Genomic DNA, 24,566 nt, shown 5'->3' on the forward strand with positions numbered 1-24,566 from the left:
CGCCATCCGACCTGCAAATTTCGGGGGCCGGATGGCGATTTTTTAGGGGGCAATGGCCAGCAGATCAGTCTGCCAGTTCGAAGGTCAGAACAACATTTGCGGAAAGCTGCTCTTCACCGGCGGAGATCGGGGTGGCGCTGTCCATGCTCGCCCGGGCTGCGTACATGACTTCCGGACGCGGATAGTTGCCGGAGCCGCTTTCGTTGATGGACAGAACGTCGCCCAGCTCTTGGCCAGCGGCCTTGGCGTAAAGTTCGGCCTTTCTCAGGGCATCTGCAACGGCTTTGGTGCGGGCCTCGTCCATCTTGGCCTGCGGGTCGGATACGACGAAGCTGATCTGGCCCACGCTGTTGGCGCCGGCTTCAACCATGGAGGTCAAGAGGCTGCCGAGTTTGGAAATGTCGTCTGCCTTGACCTCCACGCCGTTGGTGACCCGGTAGGCGAGAATTTCAGGCGCCTTGCCGGATTGGCGCGCTTCCGGGCTGTTGTCGTAAATCGGGTTGATTCCGAAACCGGAGGTTTGAATGGCTGTCTTTTCAATGCCGGCAGCTTCGATTTCGTCAATCAGAGCTTGCACCTTGGTGGAGTTCTCCGACAGAGCGGCCTGCGCGGTTTCGTTCTGTGTTACGACACGAGACACGACGATGGCCTGATCGGGCACCACGTTGACGGTGCCAACACCGGACACGGTGAGCGTGCGCGTGTCGTCGGTCTGGGCCATGGCAGGAAGCGTTGTGGTGACAACACTCAGGGCCAGAAGAGAGGAGAAGCCGACGCCGGCAAGCTTGGTGAATGACATAGTTCATGACCTCCATAGTCATTGAAAGGTGGGGGTGTAACTGTTCAAGAAAGAACGCGAGGATTGCGGCTTTACTCTGGCAGTCCCTTGTCAATTCAAGGATTTTGTTTTGTCTTCCAAGAGGATGGGGTCTCCAACCTCGCCATTACCCGAAAACAGGATGGCAATGGGGCGGGTGGCGGGGAACTGAGCACAGACCATGATGATGAACACCATGAGCGGCACACACAGCACCATGCCGATGACGCCCCAGATCGCCCCCCAGAAGCTGAGGGACAGGATGATGACCAACGGTGAAATGTTGAGGCTTGTTCCCATCAGGCGTGGGTCGATTATGCTTCCCAGCACGAACTGAATGGCGCCAAGTCCGATGGCCACAATCAAGAAACTGGTTAAATTGTCGAAGAACACCAAGGCAAACAGGCTGGCAAAGAAAACTGCAATCATGGAGCCGATGGTGGGAATGTAGTTCAGCATGAAGGTAATGAAGCCGAACAGTTCGGCATAAGGCAGTCCCACGGCCTTGAGCAAAGCGTATGTGAGGAATCCGGTGGCGAGGCTGATCGCGGTCTTGATGCCTACATAGTGGCGCATGCGTTGGCCAATTTCCCGACGGATGCCCAGAGCCAGGCGGGCCCGTTCCGGACGGTCGAAGAAGGCCTCGATTTTCCGATCGAACGTGCTTTCTTCAAAAATCATGAACAGCACATAGACGATGATCAGTGTGCTGGACCCTGCGATCGTCGTCACGACGGTTGCGGCCTGCGAGATTGCTTGCCCTATGGAGAAGTTGGGGAAAATATCAGCCAAGCCAATGGGATGGTCCAGCTTCAACTGGGTAGAGATTGTAAGGAATACCTCATTGAGACGTTGCTGGTATTCCGGCGCGTCCATCGCCATTTGTTGCAGGCTTGAGGAAACGATGTCGAACACGAACTTGCCGGCGATGGTCATTCCGACAAGGGACAGCACAATGCCAAGGGGGCGGGGGACAAATCTGCCGATATAGGGAATGGCGCGCACTGCTTCTGCAAGGGAGGAAATCAAGTACCACAGGACGGAAGCAATGATCAGGGGGACCAGAATTGACCTGCCAATCACGAGCAGCCACCCGGTTAGTGTAACAAGAACGAGGGTGAGCGTGAGTTTTAGCAGCGTGCTGTTCATTTAAGTACCCGTAATGGCGGCCATCTCTGGGGGTGCAGATTGGTAGACCGACCGATACATACAAGAGTTGGCCCTCGAAAGCATGAACTTCCTTCAAGAACATTGCAAATATGAGGAGGTGCGTACGCTTTGATCTGTTTGAAGATTTCAACAGAAACTCACCTCTGTCAAAAACTCCTGTGAAACAAGGGTGTTTACTCACATAGGTGGGTTGGTATAGGAAGTTTGCAGGTAAGGGCCTGTAGCTCAACTGGTTAGAGCCGTCCGCTCATAACGGACTGGTTGGGGGTTCAAGTCCCTCCGGGCCTACCACCTTCCCATTGCGGCGTTGAAAATGCTGCATAATTTCCTCCAATAGTCCCACCGATGAAGTTGAACGGAAAAAGTGGGACATTTTTCGATCCTTGTTGAGCTATTTCTCGTTGTTCAAACGCTGCTTTTGCCAGGTGCTTTTGTTCGGCTGCTCTTGTATAGAAGCTCGCCATTTTGGGGTCAGTCCAACCAAATACGGCCATTAGCTGTCGTTCGGAAGCTCCTGCTTCCGCGAGGTTGGTGGCCGCGGTTTTCCTGATGCCATGACTGGTACAGTTCCGCAGGCCAGCCGCATCGCACCAATCGCGCATTTTGTTTCCAAAGCCGTTCGCGGTAAACGGTTTGCCTTGTTCTGTAAGGATGAATGTATTTTGGGTTCTGGGAACGCGCGCCAGAATCTCCTTGAGCGCCGGAGGGATGGGCAGTGTTAACTTGCCAGCGGCCCCCTTCTTGCTATCTCCTTTGGTTGGCACGAAGGTTATGCAATCTTCAGTAATGTTCGACCAACCAAGCTTTACAATGTCTGATTTTCGGATTCCCAAATTTATAAAGATTTCAAATGCTAAGCGAGCCTTAGTGCCAATCGGATGCTGGCTTCGAAACTGAGCTACCTCTTTTTTTGTCCAAGCGTGATAGCCAGCCGACTCATTCATGTATTTGATCCCCTTTGCAGGGTTACTTTCAATGGGGAAGCGCTTCTTGATGCTGTCTGCCTCCATCGCCCAGTAATAAAGCTTCTTCACGTATTTCACGAGCTTGTCAGCAGCTGCGGGTGTCTTCCTTTTTTGAAGCTGATGACCTTCCAAGTGTTCTTTTTCAAGCCTTTGAAAAGGAAGGCCACCAACAAAATCACAATAGTTGTCGAGGACACTTCTTCGATCTGCTTGGGTGCTTGGGGCGTATTCGTGGAATGTTTTTGATTTGTAAAATTGCTCGACCAACCAACCCAAGGTGCCTGGCTCCCAAGCCGTGCGATTGTTTGGTTGTTGCTTGAGTTTCCCAGAAACCACTGCATGGTATTCCTCAGAAAACTCGCGGGTTAGGTTGCCATTTTGATCATAAATCTCAGCCCTGACCCTGTGCTTCTTCGCACCGGGCAGGCGAATGTAAACACGAATGTTCCCATGTCGGTCAACATCAACAGAAGTGTATTTGAAGGGGAGGGCCCTGCCTCTACCCGATTGTTTTGTCGAAAGGGTTTTCTTTTTCATTCGATTGTCCCTCGGCATTGCCCTCTTTCAATGCCTGCCAGCAAGCCGTGATTTCCGCAACATCCCATCTTCGAAGCCCCCTGACTTTAGACCCGTATGGCATCAGCCCGAGTTTTATCCAGTTGTCGAATGTTGAAGGGGAAATCTCTAGAAGCAGGGCTGCGCTTTCTCGCGTAACGGCGATACGCGACAGTGATTGGTTTTCAATTCTATGCATTTGTAGACATCTTGTGTGTTTAAATGCTCAGAGCCACACAAGCTCAAGCTAATGGAAGAGCTAGTGTTTCGCGGTCGAAGCATTCGAACTGTTCGCCAGCTCATCCATGCGCTGACGAATGCAGCGGATAACCTCACTATTCAACGACGAGCCGTTTTTGTGAGTTTCCAGTTCCAGAAAGTGTTTTGCGTCGTCCGGAAGGCGGACCAATAGCTTCGGCCAATTTTGCTTGTTCAACCCAATAACTCCTAAATTGCGGTGTATAGAATCATAGTGCTATTATGAAGCGATAGCATGATCGCATTATGGGATTATTGTCTAGATAGCACTCTACTAGTATCAACAGAAGCATGATTGGATCGACTAAAGCTAAACAAAAAGAACAGTTTGTAGTGCGTTTGCCGGATGGCATGCGTGATAAGATCGCTTTGGCTGCAAAAGAAAATAACCGCTCGATGAATGCGGAAATAGTTGCGCGGCTCGAAATGACATTTGTTGCTCCTACTATTAGTAGGCTGAAATGGCTGTTAGAGACCATGGAGAGAGTGCTCGGTAATAGCAAGTTTTCCTTGTCTCGATTGGCCGAAGCCATTGGTGAAGAAACACCCTATCGACTAGAGAGAGTTTTTTCGGGAGCAGAAGAGCCCACATTTCGACTTTTGGATTCAATTGCTGAGTACTGCGCAGTCAACTCAGACTGGCTGAAACACGGTGACAGTGTGCCGTTTAAGGTTTGTGTTGAAGGAACGTATGATGAAGATTTCCTTGAGTTTCTGGTCTCCGATAAACCGAAAACAATTCATGTGATTAGGGCTGATTCAGAAAAAGGTGAAGTTTGTGTTGTTAAACAATACGACGACCATGTCTGCACGACCATTCGTACCTATATCCACTTGAGCGATCATGTTGGAGCCACAGGTCAACGGCACCAAGTAGAACTCGCGAATACCAGTAAAAAACTGTACCGATATAGCGGGATATATAGCCGGGGTTGCATGATGCCAGATGAACAGTTTAGTAAATTGATAGCGGGCACAATTCACCCACTTCTGGCACTGAATGATGCAAGGTACTCAACTTGGTTTGATGATTGGTGGGACCCTCAAATGATAGCTAAAGTAACTAGAGAAAATGAGCCATGGAAAGGTTATCGAAAATTGGTCGAACGTGTTTTTGAAGAGTCTAAAGCCGCAGGACATATCAAAGCATAGCTTGTGGCCTTATAGTAAGAATAGCGCCACGGGTATCTCTCGAAATCACCCCTATGTTTTCGTGCATTAACATCTGCAAACTTAGACGGCTGATATCGGTTAAATACATTCACCTTCAAAGCAATTGAAAAAGAAAATAATTTAGGCTCTTAACATGAATAAGCTAGTTAAAAGAGTGACCGTGCAGTTCTACTCTATCGATGCCGGTGAAGGTTTCTTGGAGAGGTTCGCCACGGACTACACAACAAATAAGGTGAACTCAAATACTGCTAGAATTCTTACTTTGCGAGCGAAAAAGCATCTAGTAAAAATCTCAGGTGAAATCGTATTGGGCGGCGTCAAAGCGTACTTTGCAACAGTCGTCAAAGAGAGAAATACCTGGCAAACAAAAGCCACAAGTGATGGTAAAATATCCGGGATCCAGCTTAACCAAGGAATAATTGGCGACCCATATTACTTTTGTGTGGTGCCGGAGAAGAAGATTGTGTTGGGCTTTACATCAGGTCCTAGCGGCAGCTTAAAAACTGTTGCCGCTACAATGCTAGACCAGTTTAACAGCGATCGAGTGAACCGCATTAAACTTGATCTAATACCTAAGAAGAAAGAATTCTCAGCGTTAAAGGAACTTCCAGATGACAGTATTCTTCACTTTAATATTAAACCATTGTACCTAACCGACATAACTGATGATGCCCCTAAAATTTTGAAAGACTTGAGTTCTGCACCTTACATTGAAAATAGTATGCAGCTTTCACTTCAGCTCGAAATAGGCAGTTCGGCAGAGCAAAACCTTTCTAAGGAAACAGCTCTCGAGATCATAAGCTACTTGTCAGAACATGAAAGCTGCTCTTTGTTGAAGGTCAAGGGAATGGACGATCGAGGCAATAAAATCAGCCTCGACTTCGGTAGTGCGTTTGTGAACCATAAAACGGATATCTGGACCCGCGACAAGTTCATCAAAGAAGAGCAGGCTTGGGAAGTGCTGTCAGAAGCGCTAGGTAGCTACCTTGAGCATCATTAGAAATCTTCATTCAGTAAGCGGCGCACTTCTTTTTCAGTTATTGGATGAAGATCCTCCAATGCCCCGTCCTTTAGGAACCTCGCCAAGTCCGAGGAGCTAACTAGTTCCCAGGTGCTTGGTAGCAGGACGTCGATTTCTTTGGCAGCGTCCCTAGACAAGCCCAAGTTTATCAGATTAATCATTCGCTCATCGCAAGCACCAATCTCAATTAATGTGTGGAGGCGGAAATTCAGTTCATCTATGCCTCTTGCCGCCAATACGTTATCTGACAAAATCTGATAACACTTGAGTGCATTCGCTAGGCGGAATGTTATGTCGTTATTGATCGTTTTTATTACGTTCCTTACGCATCCGTTGACTACATCCTCTGCTTTTTTGTTTTTGTCCTCAATTTCCCATTCAATCCTTTTAGCAATTATCTCTTTAAGGCTGTTTCCTTGAAGCCATTTTTGCGCAAGCCAGCATATACGTTCCAACGAGCGCCCATCGGTTGGTACATAAACACCGCATTCCCGCAGCTTCTCAGATATTCTCAATAGGGTGCGGTATAGATCCGCAGATTTTGGATGTGGTAGCTTCCATTCCTCCGGGGCTTCTAAGTTTTCAAGGAAGCTGAAAAGTCTATTTTGCTGGATGTATCCAATTGTTGGATTGGCTTCTAGAGTGAAGCTAGTAACCTTAAGGGCTTTGAATGCCGCCTTAGCACTTTTTGAGAGATTGCGCTTTTCAGTATCACTTAAGTTTAGCTCCTTAGCGCTGAGGGTTGTGCTCAAACCGTCGCGCTCGTATTCCTTTATCAGCTTGTTAGCTATCGTATATATTCTGTATTGATCATTCTCATCGCTAGGTCGGCGACCGTTTAACGCTTCTAAAACTAGCTCAAGTTCTTCATTAAGGGTCTTGAAATAGGTTGGTATCTGTTGCTTTTCTTCTTCATTTTTATCGAAGTAATCAGTAAAATTCCATTCATCTGGCTTGACAAGGAATATGTTTCCGGAAAAGTGCCGCATCATTCTTCCTGCGCGACCTGTAATGTTTCTAACTTTTACATCCTCGATACGCTCGGGTGGGGCGTACTGTACTAGTTGTGCAGGATTGTTAAGAAAAAGGTTTTTTGCCGGTAAGTTTACGCCCTCTGCAAGCGTGCCAGTACAAACTATAAAGTCGATCTTCCCTTCCTTAGCAAAACCCTCAATCATGGTGCGAAGATTGGGAGGCAGCGGTCCATAGTGAAATGCGACCCCATGCCTTAGGTTTTCTGCCAATGAGAACTTATCATGAACAAAGTGTTCGATATATCCTGCGGCTTCCTCAAGTTCATCAGATGTTGCGAAATCTGCGCCTTTCGCTGTCTTTACTAACTCTGCGATTTCATTTGCCATCTTCTCGCAGTCTGATGTCCGATTTCGATACACAATGTTGCTATCACCTTGTCCTAATCTGAAAACAATGTCTGCAAATCTGGTCCCGGAGAAGCCTTTAGGAATCCTTTTTGCGGATCGTCTATATTGGCGAGAAATCAGCAAATCCCGCCCTTTCGGGACGACGTTCATCAAGATTTTTGCAACTGGCGAGTGAGTGGTTATCTTCTGTTTAAATTCAGTCTCGGAGAATATGGAGGAAAAGGAAGTGAGATAGGCCTGCGACGGCATGCTTATTATTATTTGAGGGAAACTGTCCTCCAGAAGCCTTTGAATTGTAAGGTGAAGAAGGACACCTCTGCTCTTGTCGGAAATGTTATGCGCTTCATCAATGAATAGATAATTGAAAGTTATGTCACCCTGTAGAAGCAACTCATGTAATCGCTCCTGAGTCATCACGAAAAAGGTTTTGTCCGAAAACTCCACTCCTCTTGGGACAGTGCAGACTTCTATTGTATCGGTTCCTACTAACTCGTAGATTTGCGCAGCAACTTCAGAAATCAAGGCGCGTGTTGGAACAATGATCGCGACAAAAGCTCCTTCGCTTTTCTTAACTTCCTCAACTAGATAGTTCAGAATAATAAAGGTCTTACCTGCAGAGGTCGGGGCAGATGTGATTAAATCGCAACCGGATGATAGATCTGTCCATAATGAACGCTGATAGTCCGTTAGCGGAAATGAAAGTTGCTCTACTGTGTTTAATTTTTGCCGAAACTCCATTTGCGCTTCTGTATAAAAGCTCAATCTAAATTGGAGGTCCGGATATCGTTGCCTGATAAGGTCGATATTCGGGAAGTCACCAGAGTTTACAAAAATGTTATTGGCAATCAAAGCGGTTTGAGGAAATTTTTGCCCGAACAAATCTAGTAGCATCGATAGTAGGATCGCGCCTTCTTCGACATGAGAGGGCAGTTCGGATTTGTAAAAAACTTGAATGGCGCTCAGTAGCTGCTTTAGTTCTCGTTGGCTTACCTCGCACTCTTGTCCTGAGAGGTTATCGACATAGGCATCAAACAGCTTCTGGCTTGCTTGCTCGTAGCCTTCACTAATTTCAATTTGGTGGGCCAGTCGCTGGTAGAAATCACTCATCCTTCAATTCCCATATAACCAATAAACTCATTCGTAAGCTCTTTAACGCAGGTAAACGGAAGCATTATTAGGGTTGTATTGGTTATGCTTATGTTATTACTTTCGATCTGTTTGAAGTAATGATTTATATAAGTTTTTGAGATCCTAATGTACTCTCTAATGAATTCTTTTTTGGAATATTTTGAAGAAAATAAATTGCTCTCTGTAAAGCCAATAAAGCAAGGTGAGTGTATAAGTTCTTGCACATTATTGTCTAGGAATGGGTTTAGTATTCGCAAAATATCATCTTTCGATGCATCATCTATATTTTCAAAATCGATATGGCTATCTAGCAAGTCAAACTCTTCTTCGTAGGCTGATTGAGCCGTGCCTATAGAGGTTGCAGCCTTTGTAGCCGCTGTTTTGAAACTCTTGTGTAGCTTGGATTCTCCCAAATACAGACGCAATTTTCCGTCGAGAAACTGACCATGCACTGCGTCAGCTCCAAAAACTGGCATTCTGCGGTCCATTTTCATTGAGACTTTGCTTAGCAATTTGGGTGCTTTAAGGTATACATCTAAGATCGTAAAGAGGATAAGCTCTCCCAATTCTCCCTGAGCGGTATGCTTGCTCAGCTTTCGAACAGCTTTGTTGAAGAGCGCCTTCGCAGCTCCAGGTCTATCCACGCCCAACTTTCTTTCAATTTCTGAGCACGAAAAGACGAAATTCGATAGTAACCCGTTCTTGACCGCCTCAAAAAAGGCAAGACGGTTTTGTGTTCCGCTCTCGAATGGCAAATAGATCAGGAGCGTGCTGACTTCACGGCCATCGGCCAAATTTAATTTTACATCAACTTGTTTCAGTACGTTTTTGATATCTTCCGCATTCTTAAGTTGCGGATGAAGCTGGTGATTCATCTTCTAATTATTTCCGAACCGTTGGCTTATTCTCAATTCGCTACAAACTAATAACGCGAATTTTAGAATGCAATATCAATTTAAGCGTGTTTTTTGGGAGTAGTTGGGTAATATGGGAGATTGGTAACGTAGAGTGAACTTCAGCAAATTTAATTTCAAGCGCTATGCGGGTGCAAGAGCTATGCTTCTCTAGAGGAGTATACTCCTCTGCCATTTCCAGTCCCGTGGGTATAGCTCTAAAATATTGAACTAATGGGCTTCAATAGCACGACAACTAGGACAGTTTTGATTTATAAATAGTTTATTGTGGGGAGTAGTCTGGGGGTAATGTCGCGAGCTTTGATGATTTCTTTAGGAAGGGTAACTTTTCATCTACTACTATGTTGAAACGTGTTTTGGCATGATCGTCTAATGCACTGCCTCCGCTTAGCCGATCGATCCTTTCGAACAAGGCCATTAGCCCACTAGCAGTTGTGGTGGGTACAACATGATATGCTCCTACACAATCACCTCTTCTAATCGCGGTTAAGTGGCCTGCCAGGATCGTCTGACAGCGTTGCGCTGATTTGAATGTGAGTGACCTTGCCCTAAGGTTTTATCCCGTTTTGGGTTCGCTCCAGCGGTCTTGGATTGCGGTATTTGGTGCGGTAGGGGTGGGGTGCGGTGCGGAGCCATTCCGGCTGCGTGGTACCGCAACACGTCGCGTGTTGATAGTCTGAGCGAACTCGGCGGGTGTCAGCCAGCCGAGGCCGGAATGTGGTCGATGATCGTTGTAGGCACTGCGCCAGTTTGAAAGCGCTGATCGGGCATGTGGCAGCGACACGAAGAGCGTTTCATTCAGAAACTCGTCTCGCAGCCGCCCATTGAAGTTTTCGATGAAGGCGCTCTGGATCGGTTTACCTGGCGCGATGTAGTGACACTCGATTTTAACCCGGTCCGTCCATTGCAAGATCGCGTTGCTGGTGAATTCGCTCCCGTTTTCACTGACGATCATCTTAGGCTTGCCACGCTTCTCGATGATCCGATCCAGCTCACGAGCAACCCGAAGGCCCGAGAGCGATGTATCGGCGACAAGGCCCAAGCATTCCCTGGTGCAATCATCGACGATCGTTAGCACCCGGAACCTACGGCCATCGGTTAGTTGAACCGACACGAAGTCCAGCGACCAGCGATCATTGGCCGTCATCGGGACCCGCATTGGCGCACATGTGCCGATCGCTCGTTTCCGACTGCCGTGCCTACGTGACGTCAGCGTCTCCTCCCGATACAGCCGAAAGAGCTTCTTGTGGTTCACACGGTGCCCTTCGCGTTTGAGCAGCACGTGGAGGCGTCGATAACAAAAGCGACGGCGCTCATGCGCCACCGCCTTTACTTTCCGGGGGCTCGGCCTGCGGTTTCTGATCTTGTACTTCCTGTAGGGCGATGATTGTTTTTCCAGAATACTGAGCCACTGAAAGAAACTGGGTCGATACAGAAGGCTCTAAAATGAATTGAGACGCATTCTGGTTCAGATGCGTCTCCGACATAGAACTCAGAGTTCTAGGACGAGTTTGTTGCCCGTCGCTTGGTTCCTCATCGGTACCTCTATCCCATCCAGCTTGTACTCTCGCCGTTGGTATGTGTTCACCGAGAATCTTACGCCATCCGATGTCTCGAAAAGACAACGCAGGGCTGTGTTCCTGCCCCAGACGGCGGCAATGAAGGTGGCCTCAACGGCTCCTTTTGGAGCGTTGTCATAAGGGTAGTCGGTGACCTTGATGCCTGCTTCTCGGGCTTGAGCCGGGCTATAGCTGGTTTTAGGTAGTGTTGTAGTGGTCATCTGTGGGTTCCTTATCTTTCCATTCCGGTGGTTGGTGTGCGCGGCTTCATTGCAAGCCGCCGTTTATCTTGCTCTGGATCTGGGCGATTGAGTTCATGACGTTGTTGAGGGTGTCCGAGTGCTCGTTGTAGCTGGCTGGATCTGTCAGCAAGCCGAGCAATCCCGCGTTGAACTGAGCTTGCAAGTTGATTGAGGCGCTTAGACAGGTTTCCAGCCGTTCCAGTCGTTCGTTCAGCAAACCTGTCGAGCGTTTCTCCAAGTCGCTGAGCGCCTCGTTGGAACGCACTGAGGCGTCGGTCAATTGTTGCACGCAGTCCAACAATTCTCGCTCCAGGGGGCTTAAGTGTTCCATGGATTACTCCTTCATGTCTTTGCACGTGATGGTGGTTTGATTGGGGGTGCAGCGGGCCAGGGTGCCGTTTGTCAGGTTGAGCAGCAGGTATCCGTTCTGGCTGTCGTCCAGCGCGCTTTGAAGGCTCTTGGCTGTTCGCCATTCCTGATAGCTGGTTGCCCAGAACCAGGTTGCGCCCAGCACCAACAGCAGTGAAAATAATACGGCCAGAGCCAACAGGAGCGGGGACCATTTGCGCGCCTGATGATAAAGGCCGAGCTGCTTTCTCAAGTGGTTCAGCTCTGCTTCGATCTCGGTCTTGATTGCGCGATGCTGAGCGGCCAAATCGCGCGCGATTGTAGTCTGCGCGTTTTTGAGTATGGCTTTGATATCGGTCTCGAAGCTCGTCGAGGCTGATGCCATCAAGTCGGCGTGGTGCTGTTCGGCGGCTTGCATGTTGGCTTTCAAGCGTTCGCTGAGCAGTGGCTTCTCGGGTCCATCCTTCATGGAAGAGGCTTCCTTTCAAACGCCATCGGGTGTCGGTCTCTGGATCTTTCACCGTGAGGTAGGTCTTGCCTGCACGGGGGATTTCAAAACCTGCGGATTGCAAGGTTTCAATCATCTCTGGGCGGGTCGTGATGCGGCCCGCGACCACAAGCTCGCTGATCCAGTCCTGGATCTCTTCGCGGCTTTGCGCTCGTTGCTTGCGTTCGGTTGCGACCTTGGTTTCACGGGCGCGCGACGGATCTTCGGGGTCAGCCCAGCCATGCTCTTTGTTGAGCATGTCACGAAGGGCATCCATGGCTTTTAGGTAGCCAGGAGGAGCAATGTTCAGGCTGTTCCCGGTGGTAAGCTCCAGGCGCGGTGTGCAGAAGTGAAGCTCGACGCGGTTCTCATGGGTATGGCGCACCCACAAGACATCGTATTGATCCCGCTCCAATCCGGCAAAGGCCAGGGTTTCAAACCGGTCCATTACTGTGCGCTGCTGTGCTTCGCTGGGCGCGTCGCTCTTGTCGAAGCTTAAAACCCCTGCGCGATAGCTCCATTTGTTGCGGCTGCTGTCGATGAGCAGTTTTGTCCGCTCGGGATCTCCTGCAAGAACCTCCGGCAAAGGATCTCGCTCCTTCAATACCGGCTTGCCAGCCTCATCACGAACCAGGTTTCTGTTCTCGTCATAGGCCAGCACCTTGTTGGCCACCAGGTAGTCAACCGGGGCGGAGCCGCCGCCTTGGCCGTTCTTGAAGAACTTAATCAGCATCGCCAGGCTCCTCGCTCTGGTGCAGTGCCAGCAAGGCGCCAAGCTGCCGGTCGATGGCGGTCAGTTCCGTGATGATCTGCAGGCCGTTGAGCTGACGCGCTTCGCCCGCCGAGGTGGCCGTGTTTACAGCGCGGGCAATCTGGTTGAGGTTGGTGCCGATGCGGCTCAGCTCAGCAACCAGGCGCGGGTCCACCTTGGGTGCAGCACGACGCCGGGTCGGCTTGACGAGGCCCAGCGTTGCTCTGAGCAAGGCGGAGATGGTAACGCCCGCCGCCTCAGCTTGCGCTTTCAGCTTGTCTTTTTCCTGTGCCGTACAGCGCAAAACGACCGTCTCTGCGAGCTGGCGTTTGGGCGCTTTGGCGGGGTTCGAAGGGGAGGCTTGCCACCCCTCGCAAGGCTCCGTGTCGTATGACATGGGTCGCCTTGCTCTCAACTGATCGCCCATGATCCAACTCCATCGCCTTTGAGGTTTTTGAAGACAACGCGGGAGAGAAACTGCGGCTCGAAGGTCGCCCTTTGGATAAGTTTCCTGAAGCATGCCGCCGCATGGCGAACGTGCGCTTTGTGACCTTTAGGGCACTGGGTGTTCTTGTAGATGATCGAAACCAAGATGGCGGCTGTAACGCGGTTCAGGCGATGACAGGCCTGCGACCAAAGCTCGTCGCTGATGCGCAAGTCTCGCCTGAGCAAGTTCGCGGCCTCAATGAAGTTCGCCTGACTGTCCCCGCCAAGGAAACGCATGTTCTCCCGCATATCCTTGTGAGCGTTCTCAATGCATTGCTGAAAAGAAAACTGCACAGCGTTTTGCCTACAGTTCTGAATAAGTGTTTTTTGATGAGTGTTATATCGTGCGGACGTTTTGTCCGTCCGGGACGGCGCTTTTGTCTGTCCCGCTTCAAAGGCGTCAACAGACTTGCCCACACCCTGCTTTTTGAAAGACGACAGGAGGGAAGAGAAAGCTTCTATGATCTTTTTGAGCTGCTCAACGGCGCGAACACGCGAGAGGCGGCCAAACGGCAAGACCTCCAGGGCGCGCTCAATTGCCTCGGAAACGCGCAGGGCTCGGATCTCGCTAAAGAGGTGCTTTGCTTCCGCGCGCGCCCTGTCAAGCTCTGCAGATGCAGCCTCTCGCTGCCGGGCGATACGCAGAAGGTTGGGAACTCTGTGATCAATCAGTGGCTGCAGATTGACCCCGGCAGCCCAGATGATGCGCTGCTCACCTGCTTGTTCTCTTTGGCCAGCACGCCGACTTTTGGGTGCGTTTGTCTTTAACAGCCAACCTGCCTTCGCGAGGCGGTTTTCTGCACGTGTGACAGCCCGCTCATCAAGAAAGAGCTCCTGGGCAATGACTGGCAGCCGTTGCCAAACCGCGCAGATGCGACCTGCACGGAAGTCCTCGTCGCGAACCTTTAGAATGTAATGCTTGATGACCTTGATATCGGTTCCGCTCAAACCTGCAGCGCTTCCTTGGGCGTCGATCAGCCCCAAAAGGTCAGAGCGCGTGAACTCTTGGGGAAGGCCCCCATGGGTGAGCGTTACGCACATACCGCACCTCCATCAAGAAGGAGCGGCGCGCTGGTTGAAGTTAACCGCGCGATAGGATAGTTTCGAGATGCAATTGCATTCTTAAATGGTCCGTCGAGCGGGGTGGCAGCCCCCTCGGCGGATTTTTGCTTTTCAAGAACCCGATTATGTATGTCCCCAATGGGCTGGAGAGATTGATAAAGTGGGGCAGTTGCATTTGTAAGCCATTGTAATCTATTGGGAAGTGTTTTTGTCCCACTTTTCGCTAAGTGGTTGATTTTCCTCGCTTTCGCTAGTCCCTCCGGGCCTACCACCTTCCCACAAAGATCATGCTGACATGCGCCAGCTGCGGCGACGCCAGTCCTGATGCCCTGTCGATTTGACAGGCCGTGTTGCCGCGTGTCTCTGATGCTTCCCTAGTTCAGCCGAGTTGGTGGTCGGCCGGTCTTGATGATGGGCTTGTGAAGACCCGTTTGCGCTTGTTGCAAGCGATTGGGTGACAAGGGGGAGGCCGCCGCAAGAATCGGAGCCGTTGCCACAGGGCGTAAACGCGACAATGCTGTGGTAGCGCGTTGCACGAGCTTGTGTTCCGCCGGTGTTTTGGGCGGCAGCGCCAGCACGGATTGGTAAGCCGCGGTTGCTTCCTGTTTGTGCCGCATTGCCAGCAATGTATCCGCCAGTTGAGAGCGTGCTGCCATGTTCGCTGGTTCGAGCAAGAGTGCGTGACGCACGGCGACTTCGGCCTCGATGAGGTCTTTCTGACCATACTGGCATTGCCCCAACCGTAGCCATGCCAGCGCATTTTGCGGCTGGTTCTGGGTCAACCGACTAAAGGTTTGCACCGCGCCCTTGTAGTCTCGCTCGGCCATCTGGTGCTGGCCGTAATAGTAGAGCGCCTGCGGATGGTCGGGATCGGTTGCCAATACCTGGTTCAAGCCAGCCAGAGCCTGCTGGCGCCTGTTGGAGCGATAATCTCTCACCGTGGTTTTCAAGACACCGGGAAGTGAGCGTTTGTCCAGTTTGCCGGAGCGATTGCGCCCGGATTTGGTTTCGATCAATTGGCAGTGGATCCGGCGATCCTGTGCGCCCAAAGAGTATTTGTAGGGCTCGTTACCCCTCAGGAAGTCATAGGTCTTGAAGCCGTTGTTGATCGCCCAGTTGATTGAAAAGCCATGGAGCAACAACCCCGGAGGTGGAGTTGTCCAGCTCTCGTCCCGGCCAGCCAGTGCAAACAGCAGTGCCTCGCGTACCGGATCCATTAAACTCGCCAATGCTCCCAAAGGGCAGTCTTCATGCCATAGGACGGGCAAGAACAAGGTTCGAGCGGCACTGGCAGCCTTCAGCATGTGGCGGGACGTTGTGGCCAGTGTGTCAATCTTGTCGCCTTTTCGGGCCGCCCATTTGGTGTGCCAGAAGCCCATCAGAATATCGATATCCCGATCGACGGTTTCGGGCGTGGCGATGGTGAACTTGTAGCTGGGGTCCGCTTTCACCTTACGCGCAAACCGGCGCAGTTTTTGACGGGTATTGCTGCTCAAACAGGTGTCCAGATAAGCATCAAATGTTTCTGGTAGCTCAAGAACCGGACACACGAGGTTGTTGACGTTATCGCGTTTGTTGGTGCGTGAAGGATTGGAGGTACGTACTGCACCCTGTTGCAGTGGTCCCGTGAGAAGGGCCAGGCGCTCTTCGGAGCAATAAAGGTTTTCAAGCAGGATTTGCGCCCAGTCCATTTTTGCAAGATGGCGTCCCAGCGCGGGCAGGGCAGCGGAATCATACTCTGGATCACACAGGAACCCGGTGTAATCAGCCGCGAAATTCCCCGCCATGATGATGTCGTTATAATAAAAATTTCCAGTTTGGCTGTAGCGAGTTCGAATGCGTAATGGAAAGAGGGCGACATAGGGGGCCGAGCTGGAAGGGCGGGCGGCCAGTATCACCAGATTGGCCGTGTTCCTGTTGTACAGGCGGGAGAGCCATTGCCACGACAGAAAGTACTGTGCGCTGGGGTCTTTCTTGTAGAGCTCGTTCCAGTTGGACCGGAGTGCTTTGAACGCCTCCCGTCCCTCGATCAGATGAGTCTGCATGCCGTTGCCGCCATTGTTATTGTTGTTATCCGTGCAAGCCGGTCATTCAATATTTACTCAATATATTCTCGATAAATTACTCAACGTCAACAGTTCAGTGTTTGTGGGAGATGAAAGCAGGCGGGGCAAACGATGAGACCCCGCAGGTTTCTGCGGGGTCATGTCATGTCGTTTCGCTTTAGTTTGGCAGAAACTCGAAAAGGATGATTTCCGCGGTCTTACCCTTTGCAAGTTCGAGAAGACCATGACCACGGACCTGGGCGGCATCGCCCTCGCTGAAGGTTTCGCCGTTAATGGTCAATGTGCCCGACACGACGTGAATATAGGCGGGCTGGTCTCTGGTCAGTTCGTACTCAAGTGTTTGGTCGCCATCTATTTGTGCAGCATAGACATTTGTGTGCGAGTTGATCTGCAATGAGTTCGCCCGTCCATCCGGCGACAGGAAAAGCTTGAGGCGACCATTTCGGTCGTCAGGGTCAAATTGCAGGGTGTCGTAGCGCGGCCTGGTGTTTTGCTCCGCGGGAACAAGCCAGATCTGGAGGAATTTCACAGGATCCTTGTCCGACGCATTGAACTCGGAATGCTGCACCCCGGCACCCGCGCTCATGTACTGAACACCACCGGCGGAAACCACACTGCCATTTCCCATGGAATCTCGATGCTCCAGTGCACCTGATTGTACATAGGAGAAGATCTCAAAGTTCTGGTGAGGATGGGTCGGGAAACCACCGCCCGGTGCAACAAGATCATCATTGATGACCCGCAGTGTTTCAAACTGGATGTTCTCCGGGTCGAAATAGCTGCCGAAACTGAAACTGTGGGCGGATTTGAGCCAGCCCATGTCTACCTGACCCCGGCTTGAAGCCGGCTTTTTGGTGATGGAGATACCGTGATGGGTATTGGTCATTGCAGATGCCTCCTCTGATGGCGTCCAATTGTGCTGTTGTGTTCAGATTTATGGGTGTGAGGCCTGCAAACAAGCGCACGGGGCATGACCATACTGTTCATTTAGAGTGAACACTGCTCTCCGGCGACGAAAGGAATGCGCAGGCAATGGCGGAGCGGTGAAAATTTCTGGAGGTGCACGTGATTGTTGGTAACCCTGTGAAACCTTTGGATAGGCGGCTTTGCATTAAGACAGTGGCGTCGACCGGTCTTTAGGCTGCGTCCATCGAGTAGCGAGTCGGACAAAGCACCCTGTATGGCCCTAAGAGTATTACACACGGCAGACTGGCATATTGGCCAAACGCTGAACGGTTGGTCGCGCGCCTTTGAGCATGAGCAGTTCTTCAAACAACTGGCTGAACTGGCTCGCGAGCACGAGGTAGATGCTCTGGTCATGGCAGGGGACGTGTTTGACAACCAGAACCCCTCTGCCGATTCAACTCGCCAATTCTACGAGGCGATAGCGGCTCTTCAGGATCAGACCCCTCACTTCACTTCAGTCATTACCGCAGGCAATCATGACCCGGCAGGCCGACTGGAAGCCCCAGGTGTCTTGATGGATCGTGTGGGCGCGCACGTGGTGGGTACAGTGCATAGAACTGGTGAAGGGCTGGACCTTGATCAGCATCTGGTCCCGTTGCGCACGGCGGATGGAACCATTCATGCCCACGTGCTTGCCATTCCGTTTCCAAGGGCCGCCGACCTGCCCCGCGTCAGTGAAGAAGGTGAGCCGGAAGGCTCGGTTATTGTACGGGCGGTGCGTGCGCTTTATCAGGATGCAGTGTCTCAGGCGCGTGCCCGCATTGGTGATGACCCACTGATCGTCACAGGTCACCTGCATGTGTGGGGCGCGGAGGAATCAGAAGGGGCGGAGCGTCGGATTCTGGTGGGCGGAGAACACGCCATACCGCATAGCGTGTTCGACGAGAATGTTGCTTATGTGGCTTTGGGGCACTTGCATAAACCGCAAAGGGTCGGCCGCGACACCATTCGTTATTCCGGGTCACCATTTCCCATGTCGGTGACTGAGCAACCCTATCACCACTCGGTGACCTTACTTGAGGTTGAAAACGGCGGATTGACGTATCGCCAGATTCCATTGGAGCGACCGGTTGCCTTCCATCGCCTTGGACGGGGTGAGGAGGGGCTGTCACTCGACGCCTTGCCCGCCGTTTTGGATGAATTGGCTCTGGATGACACTGTGCCGCTTGATCAGCGGCCTTTCGTCCATGTGGATCTGAAGCCTCAGGTGTCGGGCTCGGGTCTGCGCGTGGAAGTTGACAGACTGCTTGAGAATTATCCGGTGCGCGGCGCCGGAATTTCCATAGTTTCCCCGGTGACGGAGGGACCTGAGATCACGGAGGCCGCGGCCCTGGTTCGCCTCAGTGATCTGGAACCGGAAGACCTTTTCAAAACAGCCTTCGCCAGTGTTCATGGCGAAGAGCCGGAAGCTGCCCATCTGGAATTGTTTCACCGCGCGGCAGCGGAGATTGAGTAAATGCGTATCCTATCCATTCGCGGTGAAGGGCTGGCCAGTCTGGCCCCGCCGTTTGAGATCAATCTGGAAGATGAGCCGTTGCACAGCGCTGGGCTCTTCGCCATTACAGGGGAGACCGGCGCGGGCAAATCCACCATTCTGGATGCGCTATGCCTTGCCTTGTTTGGCAAGTGCCCTCGTTTGACCTCAGAGGGCAGTGATGAGAGCGTTCCTGATGTTTCTGGAGATTCTTTTCGCGAAAAGGACCCCAAATCTGTCCTGACCCGAGGAGCCACCAGTGGTTTCGCAGAGGTGGACTTTGTGGGCACGGATGGAGAGACCTACAGGTCACGCTGGATGGTTCGGCGGGCGCGGGGCAAGGCGTCGGGTCGCCTGCAGAATGTGGACCGTAGCTTCATTCGTCTTCGGGATGAAAAGACGATGGAAAGCGGCATCCGTCAGGTGGATGCGGCGGTCGAGGCGCATCTCGGCCTAACTTATGATCAGTTCCGTCGTACGGTGTTGTTGGCTCAGGGCGACTTTGATGCGTTCTTGCGGGCCAGCGACCGCGAACGGGCTGCTCTGCTTGAAAAAATCACCGGCACAACGGTCTATCGTCAGATTTCGCAGAATGTCCATCGTGCTCACTCGGAAGCATTGGAAGCCGTGAAGACGCTGGAGATTGAAACAGGAAGCATCGGCCTTCTGGACGAGGCCAAGCGTACTGAGATCGAGCAGGACAAGGAAAAGCAGGAGGCCGCCTACGCGGCTCTGCAGGCGGATCTTGCTAAAACCGAAGCGTTGCTGACCCACATGAAGCAAGTGGACACGGCGCGGGACCAACTGAGGCAGGCTCAAGACCTGTTCACCTCACGCAAACAAGCCCATGAGGCGGCGGCGCCACGTCGGGCCTTGCGAGATCAACTCAAACGTATCGGACAGGTGGAACCTGCAGCAGAGGCTGTGGAAACGGCGCGCGCCACGCAGGAAAAAGTGGCGAAGGATCTGGAAGGGGCGCTTGCGGCGCTTTCCGACAAGACGCAGGCCCTTGAAGCTTCCAAGACACAAGAAGCGAGCGCTCAGGATGTGTTCTCCAAGCTTGAACAGGAGCTGGAAGCGCTGACCCCGCAATGGTCGCAGGCCTATCAACTGGATGAGGCGGTGCGTCAGGCCGAGAGTGCGGAACAGCAGGCCGGTGCTCAGCTTTCGGAAGGGCGCGCCCAACTGGACAAAGCTGAGAGCGAGCTTGCGGGCAAACGGGCCGAGCACGCAGAAAAAGACGCCCTGAAGAGCAAGTTGCGAGCGCAGCTTGAGCGCCTTCAACCAGTCCGGTCGGCTTTGGGGAATCCGGATGTATTGCAGGAGGACATCGATAGTTTCATGTCCCTGCAGCAAGCAGCCGTGGCTGGGAACGCGGACATCCAACAAGCGGAGCGCAAGAGGCAGGACCTTGAGGTCATCGAAAAGGAACTGTCTGAAAAACTGTCTCGCCTCGGAGCGGAGTTGGAACAAGCAGAGCAATCGGTCCAAACCCTCAAGGCACAAGATGTGGGTTTCGATCTTGAGACCAATCAGCGTCAACGTGAGGCCTTCGGCACTGTTCAGCAGGCAACCCATCGTCTGCGTGAGGTCCAACGGGAAGAGGCTGTTCTTGGTGATCAGGCGGCGGCCGATCAGAAGACGCTGGATGAAATGGAGCAACAACTCGTCACACTTTTGGTGTCGCAGGAAAGCGAAAAAGCTCGCTTGAGCGAGCGTCAGCAGCGTGCTGACGAGGCCCGGAAGGCGTCGGTGCTCGCCGTCTCCGCGCAGGACCAGCATGCTCAGCGCTTGCGTGCCGAACTCGTCGCAGAAGAGCCTTGCCCCGTTTGTGGCAGCGAAGACCATCCGTTTGCGAAGGAGGATGACAGCGATCTGACCAACCTGTTCAAAGAGCTGTTGGTTCAGCGAGACGCGGCGGAGCGCAGTGTTGCCGAAAGTCAAAGCACACTCGATGAGCTGCGAAAAACACAGGATCGAACCAACGCCTCGCTCGAAGCGCGCAAGGCGGCTTTGAAAGACCTCTTGCTCAGGCGGCAAAAAGCCCAAACCAATCTGGATGCGGAGTGGGAAACGCTGGAAAGGTCTGCCCATGCCGCGTTCAAAGCGCGCGGGGTTCAACCTCCGTTGGCGGATCGCGTAGAGGCGACGGATCTGGACAGGCTGGCCCGTGAAGTGGAACAGTGCCTGGGGGAGCTTAAAGCGTCTTCTGATGCATATCATGCGCGCCGGCGCACATTGGAAGACGCAGAAAAGCACCTGAACACTCTCCGTCAGCAGCGTGAAACGCTCCGGGATGAAATGAGCCGGCGAGGTCAGGAACTCGCCTCCATTCGCATGCATCTGACGGAAAAACTAACGGAACGCAGTGCACGCGAGACGCAAAAGGCGCGTCTTGTGGAGCGATTGAAAGATGCGCTTGAGGCAATCAATGTGACGATTGAGGCGCTTGAGCAGGATCCGGCTCAAGTTCGCCGCTTGGTCGCTGATACGTGCGCCCGTCATGACCGGTTGATGGCGGATGTTGAGCGTGCTGAGAAAGAGCTTGCAACGCTCGCAGATGCGTTGGGCAGACTTGAAGAACGCCGGGATGGCGTGATGAAAACCGTAGAGCATTTGGAGCGGACATGGCGGCAGTGTGCAGATGCTGTGCAGCAGCGTCGAAATGACCGGAAGGGCCTTCTTGGAGGCCAACCAACCGCCAGCCATCAGGAGGCCTTCCAACAACGTTACCGAAAGGCGCGCACGGACCTTCAGGAAATACAAAATCGCCGACAGACTGGCGAGCGTGAAGTGGCAGCCCTGAATGCTTCCGTCTCAGGCTTTCGAGAGGCCGGCACTCAGGCGAAAGAGGCGCTCTTAAAAGCGGACCAGCACTTCGAGGAGCAGCTTGCACGGGCAGAGTTGGAGAGGGCGGCCTTTGAAAGGTTGCGCGATCAAGCAAAGGCAGATCTGGCTCCGTTGGAGACTGAGCTTGCAACGCTGGAAGAAGAGCTTCGGGCCGCGGGCGAGGCTGTAGAGCTGCGGGAAAAAGACCTTGCCACTCTGGAACCCGACACGATTGCGGGCCATGAACGCGCAGTCGTGGAGCACAAAGCCGGTGAAACGCGTGAAGCTTTGCAGAAGATGGCCGAGACCATTGGTATGCTGCGCCAGCAGCTGGCCAGCGACGATACTGCACGGGAAAAAGCGGCGCAAATGGTCAAGCAAATTGAGGCAAAGCGGCACTTTGCTGATCAGTGGGGAGCTGTATCCAAGGCTATCGGTTCTGCGGATGGTGACAAGTTCCAACGGATCGCACAGGGAGTGACGCTTGAGTTATTGGTTGAACTGGCCAACAAGCAACTGAACGCGCTGAAACCAAGGTATCGGTTGAAACGAGCAGACAAGGGGCTCGGGCTCTTGGTGTTGGATCTCGACATGGCGCAGGTGCCGCGCTCGACTCGTTCCCTGAGTGGTGGGGAGCGTTTTCTTGTCTCCTTGAGCCTGGCGCTGGCTTTGTCCTCGCTGGAAGGTCGCCAATCGTTCGTCGACACGCTGTTCATTGATGAAGGCTTTGGATCACTGGATGGTGAAACGTTGGATGTCGCCATTGATGCGTTGGAGTTGCTGCAGGGACAGGGCCGTAAAGTCGGTGTGATCAGCCACGTCGAAGCCATGAAAGACCGCATTCCGGTGCAGGTTCAGGTTCAGCGGCAAGGTGGTGGGCGAAGCCGTGTGCGCGTTGTTGCGCCGGATGGATGGGTTTAGGCTGACGAAGTGACCTTCAGTTTGCGTGGCTCTGCTCGAGCTTGATGGGGAGCATCGAATGCTTCCAGACGGCGAGCCACCGCATGCAGGGCCTCTATGTTGGCGTTCACTTTTCGTTGCGCTTCGGTATGGAGCGTGTCCAGCATATCGTCCGGGGTTAGCTCTTGTGGGCGTCCGATAAGGTAGCCCTGTACTTCATCGCACCCTTCGTTGCGTAGCAGGTCAAACTCAGCCTCAGTTTCAACGCCCTCTGCAATAACTTCCATGCCGAGGGCCTGACCCATTTCGATGACCGAGCGGATGATCAGGGCGAGGCCAGAATCTGATGTGGCGCCGCTGACAAAACTACGATCGATCTTGAGGCGATCGAACGGGAAGCGTCGCAGGTAGCTGAGGGATGAATAGCCGGTGCCGAAGTCATCCAGAGCGATGCCGACACCACGGCGTTTCAACTCCTTGAGCGTGCTCAATGCGCGGTGATCGTCATAGACCAGGACACTTTCCGTGACTTCAAGTTCCAAGCGGTGGGGTTCAAGGCCGCTATTGGCCAGCGACATCTCGACATGCTGAAGCAGATACTCGTCGCAGAACTGTATTGGGCTCAGGTTGACGCTGACACGGCACTTTTCCGGCCACTTGGCTGCTTGACGGCAGGCTTCGTCCAGCACCCAGCGACCAATGGGGATGATAAGCCCGCTTTCTTCTGCAACAGGTACGAAGTCGCTCGGGCTGATCGACCCCTTATCTGCATGGGTCCAGCGAAGCAGGGCCTCATAACCGACGATACTGCGGTCATCGACGCGGGCTTGCGGCTGGAAATGCAAGACGAGGTCATTTTGTTGAATCGCCTTGCGCAGATCCACTTCAATGGAGCGGCGCATGCGGACCCCGGCTTCCATTTCCGGCTCGAAAAAGCGGAAGGTGTTGCGGCCAGCTTCCTTGGCCTTGTAAAGCGCCATGTCCGCATTGGCGAGCAACAGATCCGGGTCTTCGCCATCATCCGGGCACAGGGCAACGCCGATGCTGGCGCTGGTGCGAATGGTAATGTCGCTTGTTACGGCTATCGGCTTTGAAAGAATTTCCAGAATGCGGTTGGCCAGCAGCCCGACTTCGGCCTTCGTTTTCAGATTGACTTGCACGATGGCGAATTCATCCCCGCCCAAACGGGCGCAGGTATCGTTGTGGCCCACACAACTGCGCAGTCTTTTGGAGACGCCCTGAATGAACTTGTCACCAATCGGATGTCCATAAAGGTCGTTGATTTCCTTGAACCGGTCTAGGTCGATCATCATGACTGCGATGAGATCTGCCCGGGTTGCCCGGGTTTCAACTGCTTGATGGAAGCGGTCCCGGAAGAGGGTTCGGTTCGGCAAGTCAGTCAGCATGTCATGCTGGGCCAAATGCAGGATTTCTGCCTCTGCCTTGCGTTGCTGGCGAATATCGCGGATGGCGGAGAGCCGGAAGACGATTCCGTTGAGCTCCAGCGGGCGCGCACGAATCTCGACGGGGATGCGCTCTCCTGTGGAGCTGAGTACCACGGATTGATAGGGAGCCTGATGCGTGTTCTTGAGCGCGCGTTGGGTGAGCTTGATGTAGTCTGGTGGAACGAAATCAAGAATAGGCCTGCCGGTAATGGCATGTTCATCGCGGCCAATCAACTCGACAAAAGCCTTGTTGGCTTCGAGGATGCGCCCGTTTTTCGAGATTACCAGCCCTTCGAAAGTGCCATCGGCAAAAACCTTGAGCTTCTGAAAGTCCGCACTGTGGGTGTCATGGGGGCCCGTAATTGCCTTGCGGTCCTCCTCGCTCTGCAACCTGTTGAGGAGCTCGTTGAATTGAAGGGTCAGACGAGCGTAGTCATCACCGTGTGGGATCTCCAGCGGACGGGCTTCGCGCACCTTACCGGCAAGCACATCTTCCATTGCCTGCTCAAGTACAACGCGTTCGTAGTAGGATTCTTCCAGTGATGCCATATCGCTGGAACTGATGACT

At 52.7% G+C, this 24,566-nt stretch carries 19 protein-coding genes, 1 tRNA gene and 2 pseudogenes; 6 read left to right on the top strand and 16 right to left on the bottom strand.

Annotated features, from left to right (window positions below):
• Nucleotides 1–64: 64 nt before the first annotated feature.
• Nucleotides 65–799: an SIMPL domain-containing protein gene (locus G512_RS19550; protein WP_051268687.1), complete on the bottom strand. Its 735-nt coding sequence runs from the start codon at nt 797–799 to the stop codon at nt 65–67.
• Nucleotides 800–889: 90 nt separating this feature from the next.
• Entirely contained in the window at nt 890–1,966 is a 1,077-nt protein-coding gene (locus tag G512_RS0100800; protein WP_028480052.1) for an AI-2E family transporter, read from the bottom strand.
• Nucleotides 1,967–2,201: 235 nt separating this feature from the next.
• Here G512_RS0100800 and G512_RS0100805 point away from each other — a divergent pair.
• A tRNA-Ile gene (locus G512_RS0100805) sits at nt 2,202–2,278 on the top strand.
• Here G512_RS0100805 and G512_RS22905 read toward each other — a convergent pair.
• Entirely contained in the window at nt 2,257–3,489 is a 1,233-nt protein-coding gene (locus G512_RS22905) for a tyrosine-type recombinase/integrase (protein WP_228130456.1), read from the bottom strand. The two genes, G512_RS0100805 and G512_RS22905, sit on opposite strands and share 22 nt — an antisense overlap.
• Entirely contained in the window at nt 3,452–3,706 is a 255-nt protein-coding gene (locus tag G512_RS22700) for a hypothetical protein (RefSeq protein WP_051268689.1), read from the bottom strand. The genes G512_RS22905 and G512_RS22700 overlap by 38 nt, the downstream gene beginning before the upstream one ends.
• Nucleotides 3,707–4,056: 350 nt before the next feature.
• On the opposite strand from G512_RS22700, the gene G512_RS0100820 reads away from it, so the two are divergent.
• Together G512_RS0100820 and G512_RS0100825 are read left to right on the top strand one after the other, a co-directional pair.
• Nucleotides 4,057–4,917 (top strand): Arc family DNA-binding protein, encoded by an 861-nt coding sequence (locus G512_RS0100820; RefSeq protein WP_028480053.1) that lies wholly within the window; start codon nt 4,057–4,059, stop codon nt 4,915–4,917.
• A gap of 154 nt (nt 4,918–5,071) precedes the next feature.
• Nucleotides 5,072–5,938: a hypothetical protein gene (locus G512_RS0100825; RefSeq protein ID WP_028480054.1), complete on the top strand. Its 867-nt coding sequence runs from the start codon at nt 5,072–5,074 to the stop codon at nt 5,936–5,938.
• Here G512_RS0100825 and G512_RS0100830 read toward each other — a convergent pair.
• The 6 genes and pseudogenes from G512_RS0100830 to G512_RS22915 form a co-directional block, all read right to left on the bottom strand.
• Complete coding sequence (locus G512_RS0100830; protein ID WP_028480055.1) at nt 5,935–8,448, bottom strand: DEAD/DEAH box helicase; 2,514 nt, start codon at nt 8,446–8,448, stop codon at nt 5,935–5,937. The two genes, G512_RS0100825 and G512_RS0100830, sit on opposite strands and share 4 nt — an antisense overlap.
• On the bottom strand, nt 8,445–9,344 hold the full coding sequence (locus G512_RS0100835; RefSeq protein ID WP_028480056.1) for a HamA C-terminal domain-containing protein: 900 nt from the start codon (nt 9,342–9,344) through the stop codon (nt 8,445–8,447). Before G512_RS0100835 ends, G512_RS0100830 begins: the two co-directional genes overlap by 4 nt.
• A gap of 595 nt (nt 9,345–9,939) precedes the next feature.
• Nucleotides 9,940–10,758: pseudogene (locus G512_RS22320) on the bottom strand (IS3 family transposase); the annotation flags it as partial.
• 117 nt (nt 10,759–10,875) lie between these two features.
• On the bottom strand, nt 10,876–11,163 hold the full coding sequence (locus G512_RS0100845) for a hypothetical protein (RefSeq protein ID WP_028480058.1): 288 nt from the start codon (nt 11,161–11,163) through the stop codon (nt 10,876–10,878).
• Between the two features lie 46 nt (nt 11,164–11,209).
• Nucleotides 11,210–11,515 carry a hypothetical protein gene (locus G512_RS22910; RefSeq protein ID WP_028480059.1) on the bottom strand — a complete coding sequence of 102 codons (306 nt, stop codon included), beginning with the start codon at nt 11,513–11,515 and terminating at the stop codon, nt 11,210–11,212.
• Between the two features lie 3 nt (nt 11,516–11,518).
• Nucleotides 11,519–12,001 (bottom strand): hypothetical protein, encoded by a 483-nt coding sequence (locus tag G512_RS22915; protein ID WP_028480060.1) that lies wholly within the window; start codon nt 11,999–12,001, stop codon nt 11,519–11,521.
• Between G512_RS22915 and G512_RS22920 the strand changes: the two genes are divergently transcribed.
• Nucleotides 12,000–12,305 (top strand): hypothetical protein, encoded by a 306-nt coding sequence (locus G512_RS22920; protein ID WP_028480061.1) that lies wholly within the window; start codon nt 12,000–12,002, stop codon nt 12,303–12,305. The two genes, G512_RS22915 and G512_RS22920, sit on opposite strands and share 2 nt — an antisense overlap.
• Before the next feature lie 9 nt (nt 12,306–12,314).
• Here the strand turns inward: G512_RS22920 and G512_RS23115 are convergent.
• From G512_RS23115 to G512_RS0100885, 5 genes and pseudogenes are all read right to left on the bottom strand, one after another.
• Nucleotides 12,315–12,752 (bottom strand): annotated as a pseudogene (locus tag G512_RS23115) (relaxase/mobilization nuclease domain-containing protein); the annotation flags it as partial.
• Complete coding sequence (locus G512_RS0100870) at nt 12,742–13,167, bottom strand: plasmid mobilization protein (protein ID WP_208974902.1); 426 nt, start codon at nt 13,165–13,167, stop codon at nt 12,742–12,744. The gene G512_RS0100870 and the pseudogene G512_RS23115, both read right to left, overlap by 11 nt.
• 14 nt (nt 13,168–13,181) lie before the next feature.
• On the bottom strand, nt 13,182–14,297 hold the full coding sequence (gene repC, locus G512_RS0100875; protein ID WP_028480063.1) for a replication initiation protein RepC: 1,116 nt from the start codon (nt 14,295–14,297) through the stop codon (nt 13,182–13,184).
• 395 nt (nt 14,298–14,692) lie between these two features.
• On the bottom strand, nt 14,693–16,363 hold the full coding sequence (locus G512_RS19565) for a GNAT family N-acetyltransferase (RefSeq protein ID WP_051268691.1): 1,671 nt from the start codon (nt 16,361–16,363) through the stop codon (nt 14,693–14,695).
• A 178-nt stretch (nt 16,364–16,541) separates the two neighbouring features.
• The gene (locus G512_RS0100885; protein WP_051268693.1) at nt 16,542–17,270 is read right to left on the bottom strand and encodes a pirin family protein; all 729 of its coding nucleotides are present in this window, start codon (nt 17,268–17,270) and stop codon (nt 16,542–16,544) included.
• 294 nt (nt 17,271–17,564) lie between these two features.
• Between G512_RS0100885 and G512_RS0100890 the strand changes: the two genes are divergently transcribed.
• Both G512_RS0100890 and G512_RS0100895 read left to right on the top strand, forming a co-directional pair.
• A complete protein-coding gene (locus G512_RS0100890) occupies nt 17,565–18,806 on the top strand; it encodes an exonuclease SbcCD subunit D (protein ID WP_028480065.1) in 1,242 nt (413 codons plus the stop codon).
• On the top strand, nt 18,807–22,574 hold the full coding sequence (locus G512_RS0100895) for an AAA family ATPase (RefSeq protein ID WP_036487932.1): 3,768 nt from the start codon (nt 18,807–18,809) through the stop codon (nt 22,572–22,574).
• On the opposite strand, the gene G512_RS21960 is transcribed toward G512_RS0100895, so the two are convergent.
• On the bottom strand, nt 22,571–24,547 hold the full coding sequence (locus tag G512_RS21960) for a putative bifunctional diguanylate cyclase/phosphodiesterase (RefSeq protein ID WP_322782946.1): 1,977 nt from the start codon (nt 24,545–24,547) through the stop codon (nt 22,571–22,573). The genes G512_RS0100895 and G512_RS21960 overlap by 4 nt on opposite strands.
• Nucleotides 24,548–24,566 lie beyond the last annotated feature (19 nt).

Origin of the sequence: Pseudovibrio exalbescens DSM 16456 (assembly GCF_000422785.1) — a bacterium.
Lineage (GTDB): Bacteria > Pseudomonadota > Alphaproteobacteria > Rhizobiales > Stappiaceae > Pseudovibrio > Pseudovibrio exalbescens.

Coding starts and splice junctions, on each gene's coding strand:
- G512_RS19550 (WP_051268687.1), bottom strand. CDS start 799: ATGTCATTCACCAAGCTTGCCGGCGTCGGCTTCTCCTCTCTTCTGGCC.
- G512_RS0100800 (WP_028480052.1), bottom strand. CDS start 1,966: ATGAACAGCACGCTGCTAAAACTCACGCTCACCCTCGTTCTTGTTACA.
- G512_RS22905 (WP_228130456.1), bottom strand. CDS start 3,489: ATGAAAAAGAAAACCCTTTCGACAAAACAATCGGGTAGAGGCAGGGCC.
- G512_RS22700 (WP_051268689.1), bottom strand. CDS start 3,706: ATGCATAGAATTGAAAACCAATCACTGTCGCGTATCGCCGTTACGCGA.
- G512_RS0100820 (WP_028480053.1), top strand. CDS start 4,057: ATGATTGGATCGACTAAAGCTAAACAAAAAGAACAGTTTGTAGTGCGT.
- G512_RS0100825 (WP_028480054.1), top strand. CDS start 5,072: ATGAATAAGCTAGTTAAAAGAGTGACCGTGCAGTTCTACTCTATCGAT.
- G512_RS0100830 (WP_028480055.1), bottom strand. CDS start 8,448: ATGAGTGATTTCTACCAGCGACTGGCCCACCAAATTGAAATTAGTGAA.
- G512_RS0100835 (WP_028480056.1), bottom strand. CDS start 9,344: ATGAATCACCAGCTTCATCCGCAACTTAAGAATGCGGAAGATATCAAA.
- G512_RS0100845 (WP_028480058.1), bottom strand. CDS start 11,163: ATGACCACTACAACACTACCTAAAACCAGCTATAGCCCGGCTCAAGCC.
- G512_RS22910 (WP_028480059.1), bottom strand. CDS start 11,515: ATGGAACACTTAAGCCCCCTGGAGCGAGAATTGTTGGACTGCGTGCAA.
- G512_RS22920 (WP_028480061.1), top strand. CDS start 12,000: ATGGAAGAGGCTTCCTTTCAAACGCCATCGGGTGTCGGTCTCTGGATC.
- G512_RS22915 (WP_028480060.1), bottom strand. CDS start 12,001: ATGAAGGATGGACCCGAGAAGCCACTGCTCAGCGAACGCTTGAAAGCC.
- G512_RS0100870 (WP_208974902.1), bottom strand. CDS start 13,167: ATGTCATACGACACGGAGCCTTGCGAGGGGTGGCAAGCCTCCCCTTCG.
- repC (WP_028480063.1), bottom strand. CDS start 14,297: ATGTGCGTAACGCTCACCCATGGGGGCCTTCCCCAAGAGTTCACGCGC.
- G512_RS19565 (WP_051268691.1), bottom strand. CDS start 16,363: ATGCAGACTCATCTGATCGAGGGACGGGAGGCGTTCAAAGCACTCCGG.
- G512_RS0100885 (WP_051268693.1), bottom strand. CDS start 17,270: ATGACCAATACCCATCACGGTATCTCCATCACCAAAAAGCCGGCTTCA.
- G512_RS0100890 (WP_028480065.1), top strand. CDS start 17,565: ATGGCCCTAAGAGTATTACACACGGCAGACTGGCATATTGGCCAAACG.
- G512_RS0100895 (WP_036487932.1), top strand. CDS start 18,807: ATGCGTATCCTATCCATTCGCGGTGAAGGGCTGGCCAGTCTGGCCCCG.
- G512_RS21960 (WP_322782946.1), bottom strand. CDS start 24,547: ATGGCATCACTGGAAGAATCCTACTACGAACGCGTTGTACTTGAGCAG.